The organism is Marinobacter sp. KM021, from assembly GCF_050707965.1.
GTDB lineage: Bacteria > Pseudomonadota > Gammaproteobacteria > Pseudomonadales > Oleiphilaceae > Marinobacter > Marinobacter shengliensis.
Window position 1 is genome coordinate 1,378,454 of sequence record NZ_CP136129.1, and the last position, 16,973, is coordinate 1,395,426.

A 16,973-nucleotide genomic window follows, 5' to 3' on the forward strand; every position below is an offset into this window, starting at 1 on the left:
GCGCCATGCAACGTCGCGCACTTTCCATGCTGTTCCTGTTGGCCGCGCTGAACGCACCGGCCTTCGCGCAGCAGCCCGCCACCCAGAGCACACCCGCACAGTCTTCCCGTGTCACGCCGAGCCAGATCGATCAGGCACGCGATGAACGCCTGGCGCGGGACTGGGGGCTGCGCGGCGACGAATGGGGACGCTACCGCGAACTGATGGAAGGGCCGCTGGGCATCCATTCACCCAACCTCGACCCGCTGACCGCACTCGGCATCGAAGCCCGCTCCGACGAGGAGCGACGGCGCTATGCCGAACTGCAAGTGCAGGTCGAAGCGCGCCGCGTGGAAAAGTTGCTGGCGTATCAACGAGCCTACGACGAAGCCTGGCAACGCCTGCATCCCGACGCCCAGCGGGTGAATCTGCCCGATGCGCTGCCGGGCGGCAGTGCGATGACCGGCAGCGGTCGTACCGCCGTGTTCGTCCGGGACGGCTGCGCGCCGTGTGCCCAGGTCGTGCAGCGTCTGCAGACGGCGAACGCCGAGTTCGACCTGTACATGGTCGGCAGCCGCCAGGACGACGCGCGCATCCGCGAGTGGGCCCAGCGCGCGCAGATCGATCCGGCGCGCGTGCGCAGCGGCTCGATCACGCTCAACCACGACGGTGGCCGCTGGCTGGCGCTGGGTTTGCCCGGTGAACTGCCCGCGGTGGTGCGTCAGGTGAACGGCCAATGGCAGCGCCAGCCCTGATGCCGACGTGGCCGCTGCGCGTGCTGCTGGCCGCCGCGCTGGCGACCGGGCCAGTCCAGGCCCAGGAAATTCCGCCGCCCGCCTACCAGTTGGCGGCCCAGCGCGCCGGCATTCCTTCGACGGTGCTCTATGCCGTGGCGCTGCAGGAAAGCGGCGTGCGCCGGGACGATCGCATCGTGCCGTGGCCCTGGTCGCTCAATGTCGCCGGCCAGTCGCGCCGCTACGCCACGCGCGCGCAGGCTTGTGCGGGCGTGCGCCAGGCGCTGCGCGAGGTGCCCCCCACGCGCATCGACGTGGGCTTGGGCCAGATCAACCTCGGCTACCAGCAGCACCGCTACCGCCAGCCCTGCGATCTGCTCGACCCCTACGACAACCTGCGCATCGCCGCCGACATCCTGAAAGAGCAGCACACCCCCGGCGAAGACTGGCTGCTGGCGGTCGGGCGTTACCACCGACCGGCTGGCGGCGCGCCCGCGGCGCGTTACCGGCGCAGCGTTTCACAATACCTCCAGCGCGTGCTCGGCCCGCAACAGACCGCCGCACACGCGCCCCGCCAGGAGAACAGCCGATGACCTCATCCATCCGGGCCACGCACGGCCTTCTTGTCGTAATGCTCGCCACCGTGCCGATGAGCGCGGTGCGTGCCACGCCGCCCCTGATCGTGGTGGAAGACCGGGGCGGCGCTTCCGCGCTGCCGTACTACGAAGCGCTCGACCTGCAGCCGCGCGCCACGAGTCAGCCACTCCCCTCCATCGTCATTCCCGAGGCACCAACCGCCGCTGTCGATGAGACGGCCATGCTGCCGGTGCGCAGTGCCAGGCTCACGCCGGGAACGGTTGCCCGCCGCGTCATCGAGGCCCCCGGACTGCAACCATTCTTCCTGGTCGGTGACGATGCGACCTCTCAAGCCTGGTTGCGTCAGCACGCCGACACGCTGCGCCAACGCAACGCCTGGGGCCTGGTGGTCAATGTCGAGACGGCCCAGGCGCTGGCACAACTGCGTGCAATCGCGCCCGGCCTGAATCTGTCGCCGATGTCCGCCGACGATCTGGCCGAACGCCTGGGCCTGCGGCATTACCCGGTGCTGGTCACGGCCACCGGCATCGAGCAATGACGCCATGTCGCAGACGCAGCCCGTCGAAGTTCTGCTGCGCCCCGCGGTGGAGCTGTACACCGTGGCGGTCTGCGCCGGCGCCGCGTTTCTGTGCCTGGTGGCACCGTGGTCGCTCGCGCTGAGCCCGGCCATGGGTATCGGCAGTGCGCTGGCGTTCGCCACCTTCGGTGCGATCCGCTGGCGCGACGCGCAGGTGACTCTGCGCTATCGCCGCAACATCCGCAGGTTGCCGCGCTACGTCATGACAAGCCGCGACGTGCCGGTCAGCCAGCAGCGGTTGTTCATCGGCAAAGGCTTTCGCTGGGAACAGAAGCACACGCACAGGCTGATGCAGACGTACCGGCCCGAGTTCCGGCGCTACGTCGAACCGACACCGGCCTACCAGCTGGCGCGACGCCTGGAGGAACGGTTGGAGTTCGCGCCGTTTCCACTTTCGCGCCTGTCGAGCCTCACCAGCTGGGACATGCCGCTCAACCCCGTGCGCCCCTTGCCGCCAGTAGGCGGCCTGCCGCGCCTGCACGGCATCGAACCCGAGGAAGTCGACGTCAGCCTGCCGCTGGGCGAACGCGTCGGACACTCTCTGGTGCTGGGCACGACACGCGTGGGCAAGACGCGGCTCGCCGAGTTGTTCGTGACCCAGGACATCCGGCGGCAAAACGCTGCGGGCGAGCATGAAGTCGTCATCGTCATCGACCCCAAGGGTGATGCCGATCTCCTGAAGCGGGTGTACGTCGAGGCCAAGCGCGCCGGCCGCGAGAACGAGCTGTATATCTTTCATCTCGGCTGGCCCGATATCAGCGCGCGCTATAACGCCGTGGGACGGTTCGGCCGCATCAGCGAGGTCGCAACGCGCATCGCCGGCCAGCTTTCTGGCGAAGGCAACAGCGCGGCCTTTCGCGAATTTGCCTGGAGATTCGTCAATGTCATTGCCAGGGCGCTGATCGAGCTGGGGCAACGTCCGGACTATCTGTTGATCCAGCGTCATGTGATCAACATCGATGCGCTGTTCATCGAGTACGCCGCGCATTTCTTCGCCCGCACCGAGCCGAAGGCCTGGGAAGTCATCGTCCAGATCGAGGCCAAGCTCAACGAGAAGAACATCCCCAGGAACATGATCGGACGCGAGAAGCGTGTCGTGGCCCTGGAGCAGTACCTCAGCCAGGCGCGCAACTACGATCCGGTGCTCGACGGCCTGCGCTCGGCGGTCCGGTACGACAAGACGTATTTCGACAAGATCGTCGCCTCGCTGCTGCCTCTGTTGGAAAAGCTCACCAGCGGCAAGGTCGCCCAGTTGCTGGCCCCGAACTACTCGGACCTCGGTGATCCCCGTCCTATTTTCGATTGGATGCAGGTGATCCGGAAGCGCGCCATTGTCTATGTCGGCCTGGATGCGCTTTCTGATGCCGAAGTCGCTGCGGCGGTCGGCAATTCGATGTTCAGTGACTTGGTTTCCGTCGCAGGCCACATTTATAAACACGGTATCGACGATGGTCTGCCGTGGGCCTCCGCGAACACCAAGGTGCCGATCAATGTTCACGCGGATGAATTCAATGAGTTGATGGGCGACGAGTTCATTCCGATGATCAACAAGGGGGGCGGCGCCGGGCTCCAGATCACCGCTTACACGCAGACCCTGAGCGACATCGAGGCGCGCATCGGCAATAGGGCCAAAGCCGGTCAGGTCGTCGGGAATTTCAACAATGTGTTCATGTTGAGGGTGCGCGAAACCGCCACCGCCGAACTGCTGACCAGGCAGTTGCCGAAGGTGGAGGTCTACACCACGACCATCGTCAGCGGTGCGACCGATAGTTCGGAGATCCGCGGTTCAACCGATTTCACCAGCAACACGCAAGACCGCATCAGCATGTCCAGCGTGCCGATGATCGAGCCCTCTCATGTCGTAGCGTTGCCGAAGGGTCAATGCTTCGCCCTGATGCAGGGCGGACAGCTGTGGAAGGTCAGGATGCCGCTGCCGGCGGCCGACCCTGATGAGGCCATGCCGGAGGATCTGCAGCAGCTCGCGGGGTACATGCGCCAGCACTACACCGAGGCTGCGCACTGGTGGGAGAACCTGGGGTCGCCGATGCTGCAGGATGGCCCCTTGCCCGACGACTTGCTCGACGAAGCGCCCATTGCGAGCGACCCTCCCGCGAACGTCACGGGCGACACGGGCCTGGATGAGCACACGCCATGAGCGACCCGGCATCCACTGCGCAGCGGCAGCAACAGCGCCGGCAGGGCCTGATCGCCACTGCGATCTCCTTGCCGCTGCGCCTGTTCGGGGTACTGATCGCCTCGCTGATGCTGTCGATCCTGATCGAGTGCGTGGGCATGCACCTGTTCTGGAAGGACCAGGGCTGGCGCCATGCGCAATCGATGCTGCAGTACGAGCTGGGGCATCTGTCGAATCACTTCACGCGCAGCGCCATCGTGCAGGAGCCAGGGCGCACCGCGCACCGCCTGGTGGAGACGGGTTACGAGTGGGTGTTCGTCAAGACCGGGCTGCTCGACAAGATGAACGATACCGCAGAACGCGCCCGCGCGCCGGGCCAAGGACAATCCCGTGATTTCCGCTACTTCATCAGCCAAGTCTATGTCTGGGCCGAGCGCTATCTGATTGCCGCCGCTTTCATCACCTTGACCTTTATGGTGCGCCTGCTGGTTCTGGTATTGACACTGCCGCTGGTGCTCACGGCAGTGTTCGTCGGTCTGGTCGATGGACTGGTGCGCCGCGACGTGCGCAAGTTCGGCGCCGGCCGGGAATCGGGCTTCGTCTACCATCGCGCGAAAGCCTCGCTACTGCCACTGGCGATACTGCCCTGGGTGATCTACTTGGCGATGCCGGTCTCGGTGCATCCACTGCTGATTCTGTTACCCAGCGCCGCCTTACTGGGACTGGCTGTATCTCTGACTGCGGGGAGCTTCAAAAAGTACCTGTAGCTATATTGTTCTGAACGCCTTGTCTTCATCTGAACCACCATAGTGCTGTAACCGCACTGCGCACTCAATCAACACGATCCGTGCGAGGTAGGTGGCATACTGGCGCTCTGCGGCGAATGATTCCAGCCTGTCGTAGTGTGTGCCATGCAGTATCTGCGATCGACCGTGGTCATAGATGTCCTTGACCAACTGCTTCAGTGTGCGAGGACGGTTGCCCCGTACTACCTGAGTTTCGCTACTCGTACCAGTTAAATGGATGACCATTTCACGGATACCATCGTTCTTGCCACCGCAGCACAGTACATCTAGGCAGGTTCCGAGCTTCGCCAGCGCTATGGCATCACTTGATTCACGATTGCCTTCGCCGAACCAATCCAGCGCAGTAGCCCATCGATTGGCAAGCTTGGGATGCGGGTGACTCGATGGATCAAGCAACCCATCAAGGATCGCCGCGAATGCCGGAATAATAGACGTCATGTCATCCAACGCTTGCCTTACTCGCTCGGGAGGTTGCGAAGTAATACGCTTCCCAAGCGAGCTTCCGGGCAACCACAGAAATCCTTTGGTTTCGACCAGGCGATCGCTACCGGCAGGCGGTAGACGCTCGTCTTGAAGCGCCTGTTGCAAGAAGCACTCGGGGGCCCCAAAGCCAAGAGAGATAGCGTCAAGCGCTGTCTTGGCAACCAACCTCGCCAACTTGCGTGAGAATTCACGCTCATAGCCACGGACTGTTACCTTGACCAAGGCCGGACATCCGACGATCGCACTGTAGACGGCGTTGGCCAGCCCTTCGATGGAGGAGCCATCATTGGGATTCTGCAAGGCATCCTTGAGAATTTCCTTCCAGCGGTGGTTCGCCTCTGGTTGGTTCAGATAGTGATCCTTTCCGTACTGAGGGAAGTCGACCGAATCTATCCAGTCGGATCTATTCAAGAATGTCACCGGGCCGAGGGAGAAAGGAGAAACCCTCTCCATGCCCAGGGTCCAGGCAGGAAAATAGTGCGTGTGCTCGTTGGCGATGCTTGCGAGTCGTTCCTCAATGAGTAACTTCAGTTTTGGAAGAAGCCCGCCCTGATCGCATTCATCAAATCCTAAGAGCTCACCCGCAGCATGCAAGTCGGCAACGGTCTGACGGACTACCTTTTGATAGGCCTCAGACTCAATCTTCACTGACTTCTGGGGCCGATTCTGATGGAGGGTGCTGGAGAATTGCCCAAGTGCCTCTCTTGCCTTCCTTGTGAAGAACCGCTGCATACCATTCTCGGCAGTGACGAAATCAGGAATTCCAGGTTCTTCGGACCATGGCGTGGCCCCCTTGTGTATTTGATCTAACTCATCTACGAGAGCTTTCAGCTCGGCCTTTAACCCCATACATTTTCCCTTGATCTAATGCTGATCGCAGGATATCGCAAGCTGGCACCAACGGTATTGGCATCCATCAATCCGGTCAGTTCGCAGTACCCATTGTTTGCGGTCTTGAAGCGCCTGCCTCGCCACGATCGAGCCATTGCTGATCGAACCGAGGAATGGCGCGATGGTGTTTTCGTTTCCACGCCACGCCGCGCATCGCGGCGTGGCCGCCCTGCTGCTGATGGCGCTGACGGCGAGCCCGCCGCTGGCGGCCCATGCCGGCACGCCAGCCCAACGCCAGGAGCTGGCTGCGGCCCTGCGCCAGCTCGACGCGCTGGAACGCTTCGTCGCACAGAGTGCGGCGAATACCCCGATCACAGCGGGCGAGCGCTACCACTTCGACTACCCACGTCTACTCGATGACCTCGCGCGCGTGCGCGCCGGCATCCAGTTCCACCTCGCGCCGTCTCGCGCCCAGCCACGCGACCCCGCCGTACTGAGCGGCGATTACCGCAACGAGTCCGCCCCCGACGTTTTCTCGGCACCGGAGGCCCAGCCATGACCTCCGCGCAGATCAGCGCCTTCCAGGCCAACAGCAGCATCGCACCCGCCGCGATGGCGACGGTGATCGTCGGCCTCGTGTTCGCGGTGCTGCTGCTGTGGGGGGCCTGGGCCATTCGCACCGCCTACGTCGGCTGGGCGGAAAACCAGCTCAACCAGCGTCAGTTCCTCGGCGTCGTCGTGCGTTTTCTCGCGATGTACCTGGTGCTGACTTTTTTCCTCCTCTCCTAACCACAAGGGTCAGACCATGAAAACCGCTCATTTCCCCCGCATCTGTCTCGCCCGGCGCGCCGCGCTGGCACTGAGCCTCACCACGCTGCCCGCGCTGTCGTTCGCACAGGGCCTGCCGCAACTGGAGAATCCGTCGCGCGGCACCGGCGGCGGGATCATGGAGACCATTCGCAACTACGGCTACGACATCGTGCTCCTGGTCGCACTGCTGGTCGTGGCGTCGATGTTCATTGGCGTGTGCTACCACGCCTACGGCACCTACGCGGAAATCCACACGGGCAGGAAGACCTGGGGCCAGTTCGGACTCACGGTAGCCATCGGCGCGGTGCTGTTGGTCATCGGTATCTGGCTGCTCACCGAAGCGACCGGGATTCTCTGAGGCCGCGCCCATGTCCGAGCATCAGCACATCCGTGCGGACGGCACCGTGATGTTCCTTCCGCACCGGCTCAACCGGCATCCCGTGGTGGTGCGCGGCCTGACGGCGGACGAGCTGTGGATCTGCTGCGGCCTGTCCGGCGCAGCCGGATTGCTGGTCGGCGCGCCCCTGTCCTGGCTGTTCTCGACCATCGCGATCGCGCCCACCTTCATCGTGCTGGGTATCGCCTTCGGCGTGTTCATCGGCGGAGGCATCCTGCGCCGTCAGAAACGCGGCAGACCCGACACCTGGTTGTACCGCCAACTGCAATGGCGCATCGCGACCCGCTATCCCTTGGTAGCCGGCTGGATCGGCGGGCATGTGCTGATCACGCGTTCGGGGCGCTGGTCGAACCGGAGGGCTGCGTGATGAGCCGCTTCCGGAACGAAGTCGCGCACCTGCAGGCGCATATCAAGACCTTGCGGCTGGGGGCCGGCGCGTTGCTGCTGATCGCGCTGGTGATGGGTGGCGGATGGTGGAGCGCGCCACGCGACCTGACCATTCACGTGCCGCCCGATCTGCGCTCGGGCAGCACCCGCCCGTGGTGGGACGTGCCGCCGGAAAGCGTCTATGCGTTCACCTTCTATGTGTGGCAGCAGCTGCACCGCTGGCCCAGCAATGGTGAAGAGGACTATGCGCGCAACCTGCATGCGCTCTCGCCGTACTTCACGCCTGCCTGCCGCGCCTTCCTGCAGGCCGACTACGACTACCGCCGCAGCACCGGCGAACTGCGCCAGCGGGTGCGCGGCGTGTACGAGATTCCCGGGCGCGGCTACGGCGACAACCCGTCCGCGCGCGTGCGCACGGTTTCCGAGCGCAACTGGGTGGTGACGCTCGATCTCAGTGCGGACGAATACCACGGGCCGGAACAGGTCAAGCGCGCACTGGTGCGCTACCCGATCAAGGTGGCGCGCTCGGACGTCGATCCGGCACGCAACCCGTTCGGCCTCGTCCTGGACTGCTACGACGGTGCGCCGCAGCGCATCGCTGCGTCCACGCCCGAATCCCCGGCCCGCGGTGATCTGGGCCTGCAAGGAGACTCCCCATGAAGAGCCGCCTTCTCGTCTGGCTGGGCATGCTGGCCTGCGTACTGGTGCCCATGGCCCATGCCGTGGAGATCATGCACTGGGAGCGTCTGCCGCTGGCCGTGCCGCTGCAGGTCGGTGAGGAGCGCATCGTGTTCGTGGATCGCAACGTGCGCGTCGGCGTGCCGGCCAGCGTGGGCGACCGGCTGCGTGTGCAGAGTGCCGGCGGTGCGATCTACCTGCGCGCCAGCGAACCGATCGAACCCACGCGGCTGCAACTGCAGGATGCCGACAGCGGCGCGCTGATTCTGCTGGACATCGCCGCAGAGCCCGCCCAGGACGGCGAGCCGCCGCTGGAGCCGGTGCGCATCGTGGAGGGCAACGCCACGCCGCAGCGTTACGGCCAGGCGCAAGCGCCCGGAGCGGCTGCACCCGCTCCGGATCAGGCCCGCTCGCCGCGGCGCGAAACCCCGGTGGCGGTGGTGCTGACCCGCTACGCAGCCCAGAACCTGTACGCGCCGCTGCGCACCGTGGAACCGGTGCCGGGCATCATGCGCGTCAACCTGCGCCGCGACCTGTCGCTGGACACCTTGCTGCCGACCCTGCCGGTGCATGCCGAGGCGCTGGCGGCATGGCGGCTGGAAGATCAGTGGGTCACCGCCGTGCGGCTGACCCATACCGGCAGCGGCTGGATCGACCTCGATCCGCGCGCGCTGCAAGGGGACTTTCTCACCGCCACCTTCCAGCATCCGACGCTCGGTCCGCGCGGCACGCCGGAGGACACCACGGTGCTGTATCTGGTCACGCGCGGTCGCGGCCTGCCGCAGTCGCTGCTGCCGGCGGTCCACCGCTTCGATCCGACGGCGCTGCTGCCGCAGGCCGTCCCCGGTCACGACGACAAGGAGGCCGGCGATGCGCAGTAATGGCTTGCTCAAGTGGCTGGTATTGCCGGTCGCCTTGCTGGTGCTGTTCTTCGGCATCCGGCTGTTCTCCGGTGGCGGCGACCAGCCTCGCCCCATGGCCGATGCCGATCCACAGCTCACCGCCGAGGAAATGCAGGCGCTCGGCATCGAGGGCGACACGCCCCGCGACACCGTCGCCACCCTGGTGGCCCAAGTGCGGCAGTTGCGCACCGAACTGCAGACGGCGACGGCGGACAACCGCACCCAGCGCGAAGAGAACCAGCGCCTGCGCCAGCGCGAAAGCGCGATCGACCAGCGTATCGACACGGCCCTGGAAGCCGAACGCACCGCCTTGCGCCGCGACCAGGAGCGGCTGGTCGGCGAGCGCCGGCAGACCGAAGGCCTGTTGCAGGATCTGCAGCGCCGGCTGGAGAACATCGGCAGCACAGACCACTCCGACCTGCCCGTCGGGCTGGGTCTGCGCGAGGGCGACGGCGATGGCTTTGCCGGTGAGGGCGGCATCCGTTGGGTGGAGCCGGACGACGCGAGGCAGACCGATGGGCGCGCAGGCACGAGCCTGAGCTTCCCCACCAGCTTCGGGCCGGCGCAAAAGACGCTGGAGGCCACCGTCGAACAGGTGGCCGATGCCGGCGCCAGGGCAGCCGGCGTCCAGACGGCCCGGGCGGTCTACACCGTGCCGACGAACTCCACCCTGATGGGCTCGGTCGCGATGACCGCGCTGATTGGCCGCGTGCCGGTCGATGGCACCGTGAACGATCCGTTCCCGTTCAAAGTCCTCGTCGGGGAGGACAACCTGACCGCGAATGGCATTGATATCCCCGACGTCGCCGGCGCAGTGTTCAGCGGCACGGCCAGTGGCGACTGGACCCTGTCGTGCGTCAGGGGGCAGGTCCGTTCGATCACGTTCGTCTTTCATGATGGCACCGTGCGCACGATCCCCGAGGACAGCGAGCGCAGCAGCCAGCAGAACAACCAGCAGGATGGCCTGGGCTGGATCAGCGACCCGTATGGGATTCCCTGCGTCAGTGGCGCACGGCGCAGCAACGCACAGCAATACCTGGGCACCCAGGCATTGATCACCGCTGCCGGCGCGGGCGTCGCTTCACTGATCGATTCCGACAGCGGCCAGATGTCGTATGTCGGCGCCGATGGGTCGATCGGCACGGTTGGCATCAGCACCAACGAAGCGGTCGGACGCATCCTCGCCGGCGGCGTGCAGGACATGTCGCAGTGGGTGAACCGTCTTTACGGGCAGGCCTTCGCCGCAGTGTATGTCCAGCCCGGCGCCCAGGTTGCCATCCATCTCGAAAAGCCCCTTCACATCGACTACGAGCCCGAAGGCCGCCGCGTCGACCATCGAGCAGGAGAAGCGCATGCACTCGATCTGGATTAGGCCGCTGCTGCTGGTGGCGGTCGCGACGGTGCTGGCCGGCTGCGCCACCAGCAAGGAGGAGCTGATGCCGCACGGTGGCCGCACCATGCAGGACATCTGGCACCAGCAGGCCGGCGACGGCGGCAGCGGCCAGGTCGCCCGCCGTCAGTTGCTGGATGCGCGCCAGAGCCTGCGCCGGCCGCTGACGGATGCGGATGTGCAGGCCGCGCCCGCTGAGCAGATGCGCTACACGCGCACGGCGGCCAACGAGATCCACCACCAGTTTCCACGGCTTCCCAACCCGGATCTGGTCATGTATGTCTTCCCGCACCTTGCCGGCACCGATCCCGTGCCGGTGCCCGGTTACAGCACGGTGTTCCCCCTGTACCAGAGGGTGCAGTACGCCATGCCCGGCGAACGCACGGAGGCGTACTGATGGCCTTGTCGTTGCCCTGGCGCCGGCGTGCCGCCGACGATGCCACACCGACCGACGATCGGCAGGACGACTGGACGCGCCATGTGCGCGCACTGCGCGAAGCCGGCATTTCCGAACCCGGCGCGGCGGTCGCGCACGAGCGTCCGGCCACGGCCGCCGACGAGCAGGCGCTGTATGACGTGGCGCCGTCATTCGTCGCGCTGCTGCCGTGGGTCGAGTATCTGCCGGACTCGCAGTGCATGCTGCTTGAGGACGGCGTCTCGGTTGCCGCCTTCTTCGAGCTGACGCCGCTGGGCACCGAAGGCCGCGAGGCCGCCTGGCTGGCGCAAGCACGCGACGCATTGGAAAACGCTCTGCAGGACAGCTTCGACGAGCTCGATGCCAACCCGTGGGTGCTCCAGCTCTATGCCCAGGACGAAGCCAACTTCGACCAGTACCTGGACACGCTGCGTGGCTACGTCCAGCCGCGCGCCGAGGGCAGCCGTTTCACCGAGTTCTACCTGGCCTCGTTCGCCCACCACCTGCGCGCCGTCTCCAAATCCGGCGGCCTATTCAAGGACAGCGTGGTCACCCGCCTGCCGTGGCGCGGCCAGAACCGGCGCGTGCGCATGGTGGTCTATCGCCGCGCCGCAGGCCAGACCGGCCGCCGCGGCCAGACGCCCGAGCAGGCGCTGAATGTTGTGTGCGACCGCCTGATCGGCGGCCTGGCCAATGCCGGCATCCAGACGCGCAGGATGGGAGCGCCGCAGATCCACGACTGGCTGCTGCGCTGGTTCAACCCCAGGCCCACCATGCTCGGGCCGACGGCACAGGATCGCGAACGCTTCTACCGGCTGGCAGCCTATCCGGAGGCGTCGGAGCCCGACGAGATCGAGTTGGCCAGTGGCAGGGACTTTTCGCAGCGGCTGTTCTTCGGCCAGCCACGCTCGGATGCCGAGTCTGGGCTGTGGTACTTCGACGGCGTACCACACCGGGTCATGGTCACCGACCGCCTGCGCACGCCACCTTCCACAGGCCATCTCACCGGCGAAACGCGCAAGGGCGACGCGATCAACACGCTGTTCGATCAGTTGCCCGAGGGCACCGTGATGTGCCTGACGCTGGTCGCCACACCGCAGGACGTGCTTGAAGCGCACCTCAATCACCTGGCGAAGAAGGCTGTGGGCGAGACCCTGGCTTCGGAACAGGCGCTGCAGGACGTGCAGGAAGCACGTTCGCTGATCGGCAGCGCCCACAAGCTCTATCGCGGCTCGCTCGCGTTCTATCTGTCCGGCGACAACGAGGACGAGCTGGACCGGCGTGGCCTACAGCTTGCGAACGTGATGCTCAACGCCGGGCTGCAACCGGTTCGCGAAGAGGACGAAGTCGCCCCGCTCAACACCTATCTGCGCTGGCTGCCTTGCGTCTACAACCCCGGTGCCGACCGCAAGCAGTGGTACACGCAACTGATGTTCGCGCAGCACGCGGCGAACCTGTCGCCAGCCTGGGGGCGCAGTCGGGGTACGGGCCGGCCCGGCATCACGCTGTTCAACCGCGGGGGCGGCGTCATCACGTTCGACCCGTTCAACAGGCTGGACAGGCAGATGAATGCCCATCTGTTTCTGTTTGGCCCCACCGGCAGCGGCAAGTCGGCCACGTTGAACAACATTCTCAACCAGGTCGCCGCGATCTATCGCCCGAGGATGTTCATCGTCGAGGCCGGGAACTCGTTTGGTCTGCTGGCAGATTTCGCCGCACGGCTGGGCCTGACGGTGAATCGGGTCAAGCTCGCACCCGGCTCGGGGGTGAGCCTTGCCCCGTTCGCCGATGCGCGTCGGCTGATCGAAACGCCCAGCGACGTACAGACCTTGGACGCCGATGCGCTGGACGAAGAACAGCCAGACGATCCCGCCAATACCGATACAGACGAACAGCGCGACGTGCTGGGCGAGCTGGAGATTACCGCGCGCCTGATGATCACCGGAGGCGAGGATAAAGAAGAGGCGCGGATGACCCGCGCCGACCGCAGTTTGATCCGGCAGTGCATTCTCGATGCCGCCCGCCAGTGCGTCGCGGCAGATCGCGATGTGCTCACGCGCGATGTGCGCGATGCGTTGCGCGAGCGCGGCCACGATACGACGCTGCCCGATACCCGGCGCACGCGCTTGCTGGAGATGGCCGACGCCATGGACATCTTCGCGCAGGGCTCGGACGGCGAGATGTTCGACCGCCCCGGCACGCCCTGGCCGGAAGTGGACATCACGGTCGTCGACCTCGCCACCTATGCCAGGGAGGGCTACAACGCCCAGCTCTCGATCGCCTATATCTCGCTGATCAACACCGTCAACAACATTGCCGAACGCGACCAGTTTCTTGGCAGGCCAATCCTCAACGTGACCGATGAAGGCCACATCATCACGCGCAATCCCTTGCTGTCGCCGTATGTGGTGAAGGTGACGAAGATGTGGAGAAAATTGGGCGCTTGGTACTGGTTGGCGACACAGAACATCGACGATCTGCCCAAGGCCGCAGAGCCGATGCTCAACATGATCGAGTGGTGGCTGTGTTTGTCGATGCCCCCGGACGAGGTGGAAAAAATCGCCCGGTTCCGCGAACTCTCGCCCGCGCAGAAGGCGCTGATGCTGTCGGCCAGGAAGGAGGCCGGCAAGTTCACCGAGGGGGTGATTTTGTCGAAGTCGATGGAGGTGCTGTTCAGGGCCGTACCACCGAGCCTGTACCTGGCGTTGGCCCAGACCGAGCCTGAAGAGAAAGCCGAGCGATACCGCCTCATGCAGCAGTTTGGCGTCAACGAGCTGGAGGCCGCGCTCAAGGTGTCCGAGGACATCGACCGCGCACGCGGCATCGAGCCATTGCCTTATGCCGATCTGCTTTCCTGACGGCCGGAGCCCGCCATGCCTGTCCATCGCTCAACGACCCCGTCACCGTCCGTCCGCCGTCGCCGCTGTCTGCGCCTGTTGGCCTGCGCCGTCGGCATGTTGGCGCTGCTGCTGTTCGCGCTGCTCACCGTGGTGCAGCGCGAGGTGTCAGACGCCACACCGGCCCCGACCACCGAGCAGCACCCGGCCGGCCCGCCGTGGCGCCACGGCCAGCCCGATGCCCGTTTCGTGCTGACCTTCTACGCCGACCTGGAATGTCCGTTCTGCAAGGACTACTACCCGGGCCTGAAGAGCTGGATCGGCCAGCAGGCCGACGTCAGCCTGCAATGGCATCACCTGCCTCTGGCGGCGCACGAGCCGGTCGCCTCAGCGCTGGCCAGCATGGCCGAGTGCGCGGGCGAAACCGGCGGGCATGGTGCGTTCTTCGATGCCATCGGCTGGCTGTACCAGCACACACGCAGCGGCGGCCAGGGGCTCCCCGAGGGGCGTCGCTTTCCGGGGCTGACGCCGGCGTTGCGAGACTGCCTGGACAGCGAGCGCCCGCAGGCCGTCGTGCGCACCCAGGCCGAACAGGGCACGCACGCCGGCATCACCGCCACCCCCAGCCTGCGCCTGGAGGATCGCCAGAGCGGCCGGTCGTTGCTGCTGCAGGGGCCGGTCGAGGGCGATGCGCTACTGTCCGCGATGGATCTGCTGATGGGTGATGCACCGGATACCGCTCCGGCGCACGCCGCAGGTTTGTCCGCCATCGAAGATGGCGACATGCCCAGGTAGCCGAGGTCTTCGAGGCTACGGCGCAGCACTGCTGCGCTGACCGTCGTTCGCAACGCATCCCGAAGCGAACGGCCAGCGTCCGCGCTGGTGGATGTGTGGTTTTTTCATTTCGTCACGCCCATGGAGGTTCCGCCTCCGTGGGGGGCCTCCGTTCATCTACTGGAGGTTCCCATGACCGACGTACTGACCCTCGAAGACTCCCATACCGAGTTGGAACACGATCCCGTTGTCGTCGATACGCACGAAGACCGGATCGTTCAACAGGCCATCGCGCTGCTGGAGCGACGCATGTTCAAGGCGGGTACCGCCTTGCGGAATCCGAGCGAGGTGTGCGACTACCTGCGTTTGATGCTCGTCGGCGAGCCCAACGAAATCTTCGCCGTCCTGCTTCTCGACACGCGCCACAAGGTGCTGGCGTACGAGCCGCTGTTCCGCGGCACGATCGATGGCGCATCAGTCTATCCCCGGGTGGTCGTCCAGCGTGCGCTGGCAGCCAATGCCGCCGCCGTCATCTTCGCGCACCAGCATCCCTCGGGGAACTCGGAGCCCAGTGCAGCCGATCGCGCGATCACCCGCCGACTCAAGGACGCTCTGGATCTGATCGACATCCGGGTGCTGGATCACTTCATCATCGGCGAGGGCCGACCGTACTCTTTTGCCGAGAATGGCTTGCTGTAGCGGCGTAGAATCGCGTCCGCCAAGCCGCATCCCACGCATGGGCCTGTCCCCAGGTCCATGCGCTTTTTCGTTTCCCTCGCATCACCGGAAAACAGGGATTGCCACAGTGCGCATTGTTCGTGGTGCGCATCTGCCTCATGGGTTCGACTACCGGGGTCGATTCACCCCGAGACACGAAGCCATGCACGCCTTTCTTGCACACCTTGGCCAGACGCTGGCCCTCCCCGCGCTACTGCTTGCCGGCAACGTCATGGCTGCGGAGATCTGGATCGTGACGGACGCCCGCAACCCGGTGGCAGGTGCCCAGGCGGCGGATCGCGTCATCCAACTCGACGCGGCGCAGGCCATCGAGGCGGATCTGTCGGCCGGGTTGCCGAACGACCCGCAGCGGGCCGCGGCGTTCGTGCAGCGACGTTTGAACGATGGCGGACAGGCGCTGCAACAGCGCATCCGTGATGCCTACCAGGGCGTGACCGATGCCTGGAGCCTCGGCATCACCAGCATTCCGGCGGTGATCGTCGATCAGCGCTACGTCGTCTACGGGGTGAGCGACCTCGGCCAGGCGCTGGCCCGCATCGAGCGTTACCGGGAGGAGCAGCCATGATTCCCCGTCGCCTGCGGCTTGGAGCCGCCGCCGTGCTGCTGTGCAGCGCCACGTCGAGCTTCGCCCTCAACACCGCCACCATCATCTCCTCAACCCTGTCGCCGGACTGCCTCGAATATCGCGTCACCGGGATCTGCTACTGGCTGTACTGCTCTCTGTCGGGCTGCTCGGTGCGCACCTCCATCAAGGTCAGGCACTACGTTCCCGACGCCGTGGTATCGAGCTACTCGAATACTGGGCAGAACCCGTGGATCGAAGTGCGGCCGATGAGCCCGCCCACCCCCTCGGCTCAGGCCGGCGGTGACGGCACCACCAACGAGGATCACGAGAACAACCTGGCGAAATTCAAGAACGCCGACGTCATTGGCCATCCGGGCGGTCAGGTGTTCAGCCAGTTCGCCTCGGCGTCCGGCTACATCTGCCAGGGTGCTGGCACTGCGTTCATGCCGTACCTGCTCAGCACCTTCGACACGCTGGCCTGGCGCTACAACATGCCCGAAGCCGTGTATCCCGAGTCGCTGATTCCCGGCATGCGCGAGATCGGCACCCGCACCCGGCTGAACCTGTGGGGCAACGTCTATCCCAGGGGCGGCTTCCTGCATCAGGCCGACGACTACAAGGCTGGCGCGGTCGTCGCCCAGCGCGCCGGCGACGTCGTAACCCGGCGCGGCCAACTGCATGTGTACCAGCCGCTGATGGCCAACGCGCGAGACGGCTACTGGCCGGCCGGCGCGTTGATCGAAAGCGATGCCAGCACCGGCAAGTGGCAGCGGCTGACGCCGCGCCTTTCCAACACCTGCACCGTGTTTCCCCATGCCGGGCACTTGCCACAGGCGCAACAGGGTGACTACGCGTGGGCGCTGTGGCGCCCGTACAGCTGCTGCCAGCGTCGCGGACAGGTGTTCCTCGGCAGCGTGGATTTCAATTGAGGGTTCCGCC

At 65.5% G+C, this 16,973-nt stretch carries 19 protein-coding genes; 18 read left to right on the forward strand and 1 reads right to left on the reverse strand.

Annotated elements, in window-relative coordinates; genetic code table 11:
- The first annotated feature begins 5 nt into the window (after window positions 1-5).
- Genes RVM24_RS06450 through RVM24_RS06470 form a run of 5 tightly spaced genes read left to right on the forward strand, consistent with a single transcriptional unit; the run spans window position 6 to window position 4,788 of the window.
- A complete protein-coding gene (locus RVM24_RS06450; RefSeq protein WP_015879483.1) occupies window positions 6-734 on the forward strand; it encodes a TIGR03759 family integrating conjugative element protein in 729 nt (242 codons plus the stop codon).
- Window positions 716-1,306: a transglycosylase SLT domain-containing protein gene (locus tag RVM24_RS06455; protein WP_015879484.1), complete on the forward strand. Its 591-nt coding sequence runs from the start codon at window positions 716-718 to the stop codon at window positions 1,304-1,306. Before RVM24_RS06450 ends, RVM24_RS06455 begins: the two co-directional genes overlap by 19 nt.
- On the forward strand, window positions 1,303-1,848 hold the full coding sequence (locus tag RVM24_RS06460; protein WP_015879485.1) for an integrating conjugative element protein: 546 nt from the start codon (window positions 1,303-1,305) through the stop codon (window positions 1,846-1,848). Before RVM24_RS06455 ends, RVM24_RS06460 begins: the two co-directional genes overlap by 4 nt.
- A 4-nt stretch (window positions 1,849-1,852) precedes the next feature.
- The gene (traD, locus tag RVM24_RS06465) at window positions 1,853-4,042 is read left to right on the forward strand and encodes a type IV conjugative transfer system coupling protein TraD (protein WP_106763512.1); all 2,190 of its coding nucleotides are present in this window, start codon (window positions 1,853-1,855) and stop codon (window positions 4,040-4,042) included.
- Window positions 4,039-4,788 carry a TIGR03747 family integrating conjugative element membrane protein gene (locus RVM24_RS06470; RefSeq protein ID WP_015879487.1) on the forward strand — a complete coding sequence of 250 codons (750 nt, stop codon included), beginning with the start codon at window positions 4,039-4,041 and terminating at the stop codon, window positions 4,786-4,788. Before traD ends, RVM24_RS06470 begins: the two co-directional genes overlap by 4 nt.
- On the opposite strand, the gene RVM24_RS06475 is transcribed toward RVM24_RS06470, so the two are convergent.
- Entirely contained in the window at window positions 4,789-6,159 is a 1,371-nt protein-coding gene (locus RVM24_RS06475; RefSeq protein WP_015879488.1) for a HEPN domain-containing protein, read from the reverse strand.
- 163 nt (window positions 6,160-6,322) lie between these two features.
- Here RVM24_RS06475 and RVM24_RS06480 point away from each other — a divergent pair, with 163 nt between their 5' ends.
- From RVM24_RS06480 to RVM24_RS06540, 13 genes are all read left to right on the forward strand, one after another.
- The gene (locus tag RVM24_RS06480) at window positions 6,323-6,700 is read left to right on the forward strand and encodes an RAQPRD family integrative conjugative element protein (protein ID WP_015879489.1); all 378 of its coding nucleotides are present in this window, start codon (window positions 6,323-6,325) and stop codon (window positions 6,698-6,700) included.
- Window positions 6,697-6,930, forward strand: coding sequence for a TIGR03758 family integrating conjugative element protein (locus tag RVM24_RS06485; protein WP_003296490.1), 234 nt, complete (start codon window positions 6,697-6,699; stop codon window positions 6,928-6,930). Before RVM24_RS06480 ends, RVM24_RS06485 begins: the two co-directional genes overlap by 4 nt.
- A 16-nt stretch (window positions 6,931-6,946) precedes the next feature.
- Window positions 6,947-7,309, forward strand: coding sequence for a TIGR03745 family integrating conjugative element membrane protein (locus tag RVM24_RS06490; RefSeq protein ID WP_015879490.1), 363 nt, complete (start codon window positions 6,947-6,949; stop codon window positions 7,307-7,309).
- Between the two features lie 10 nt (window positions 7,310-7,319).
- Window positions 7,320-7,715 carry a TIGR03750 family conjugal transfer protein gene (locus tag RVM24_RS06495; RefSeq protein WP_106763514.1) on the forward strand — a complete coding sequence of 132 codons (396 nt, stop codon included), beginning with the start codon at window positions 7,320-7,322 and terminating at the stop codon, window positions 7,713-7,715.
- A complete protein-coding gene (locus RVM24_RS06500; RefSeq protein WP_106763516.1) occupies window positions 7,715-8,395 on the forward strand; it encodes a PFL_4703 family integrating conjugative element protein in 681 nt (226 codons plus the stop codon). Before RVM24_RS06495 ends, RVM24_RS06500 begins: the two co-directional genes overlap by 1 nt.
- Window positions 8,392-9,294: a TIGR03749 family integrating conjugative element protein gene (locus RVM24_RS06505; protein ID WP_172515615.1), complete on the forward strand. Its 903-nt coding sequence runs from the start codon at window positions 8,392-8,394 to the stop codon at window positions 9,292-9,294. Before RVM24_RS06500 ends, RVM24_RS06505 begins: the two co-directional genes overlap by 4 nt.
- A complete protein-coding gene (locus RVM24_RS06510; protein ID WP_106763520.1) occupies window positions 9,284-10,687 on the forward strand; it encodes a TIGR03752 family integrating conjugative element protein in 1,404 nt (467 codons plus the stop codon). The genes RVM24_RS06505 and RVM24_RS06510 overlap by 11 nt, the downstream gene beginning before the upstream one ends.
- Window positions 10,668-11,102, forward strand: a complete 435-nt coding sequence (locus RVM24_RS06515; protein WP_106763523.1) for a TIGR03751 family conjugal transfer lipoprotein — start codon at window positions 10,668-10,670, stop codon at window positions 11,100-11,102. The genes RVM24_RS06510 and RVM24_RS06515 overlap by 20 nt, the downstream gene beginning before the upstream one ends.
- Window positions 11,102-13,978: a conjugative transfer ATPase gene (locus RVM24_RS06520; RefSeq protein WP_218313591.1), complete on the forward strand. Its 2,877-nt coding sequence runs from the start codon at window positions 11,102-11,104 to the stop codon at window positions 13,976-13,978. The genes RVM24_RS06515 and RVM24_RS06520 overlap by 1 nt, the downstream gene beginning before the upstream one ends.
- Before the next feature lie 15 nt (window positions 13,979-13,993).
- Window positions 13,994-14,752, forward strand: a complete 759-nt coding sequence (locus RVM24_RS06525; protein WP_431475145.1) for a DsbA family protein — start codon at window positions 13,994-13,996, stop codon at window positions 14,750-14,752.
- Window positions 14,753-14,923: 171 nt separating this feature from the next.
- On the forward strand, window positions 14,924-15,430 hold the full coding sequence (gene radC, locus RVM24_RS06530) for a RadC family protein (RefSeq protein WP_106763531.1): 507 nt from the start codon (window positions 14,924-14,926) through the stop codon (window positions 15,428-15,430).
- 181 nt (window positions 15,431-15,611) lie between these two features.
- Complete coding sequence (locus RVM24_RS06535; protein ID WP_106763757.1) at window positions 15,612-16,034, forward strand: TIGR03757 family integrating conjugative element protein; 423 nt, start codon at window positions 15,612-15,614, stop codon at window positions 16,032-16,034.
- Window positions 16,031-16,963 carry a TIGR03756 family integrating conjugative element protein gene (locus RVM24_RS06540; protein WP_106763534.1) on the forward strand — a complete coding sequence of 311 codons (933 nt, stop codon included), beginning with the start codon at window positions 16,031-16,033 and terminating at the stop codon, window positions 16,961-16,963. Before RVM24_RS06535 ends, RVM24_RS06540 begins: the two co-directional genes overlap by 4 nt.
- Window positions 16,964-16,973 lie beyond the last annotated feature (10 nt).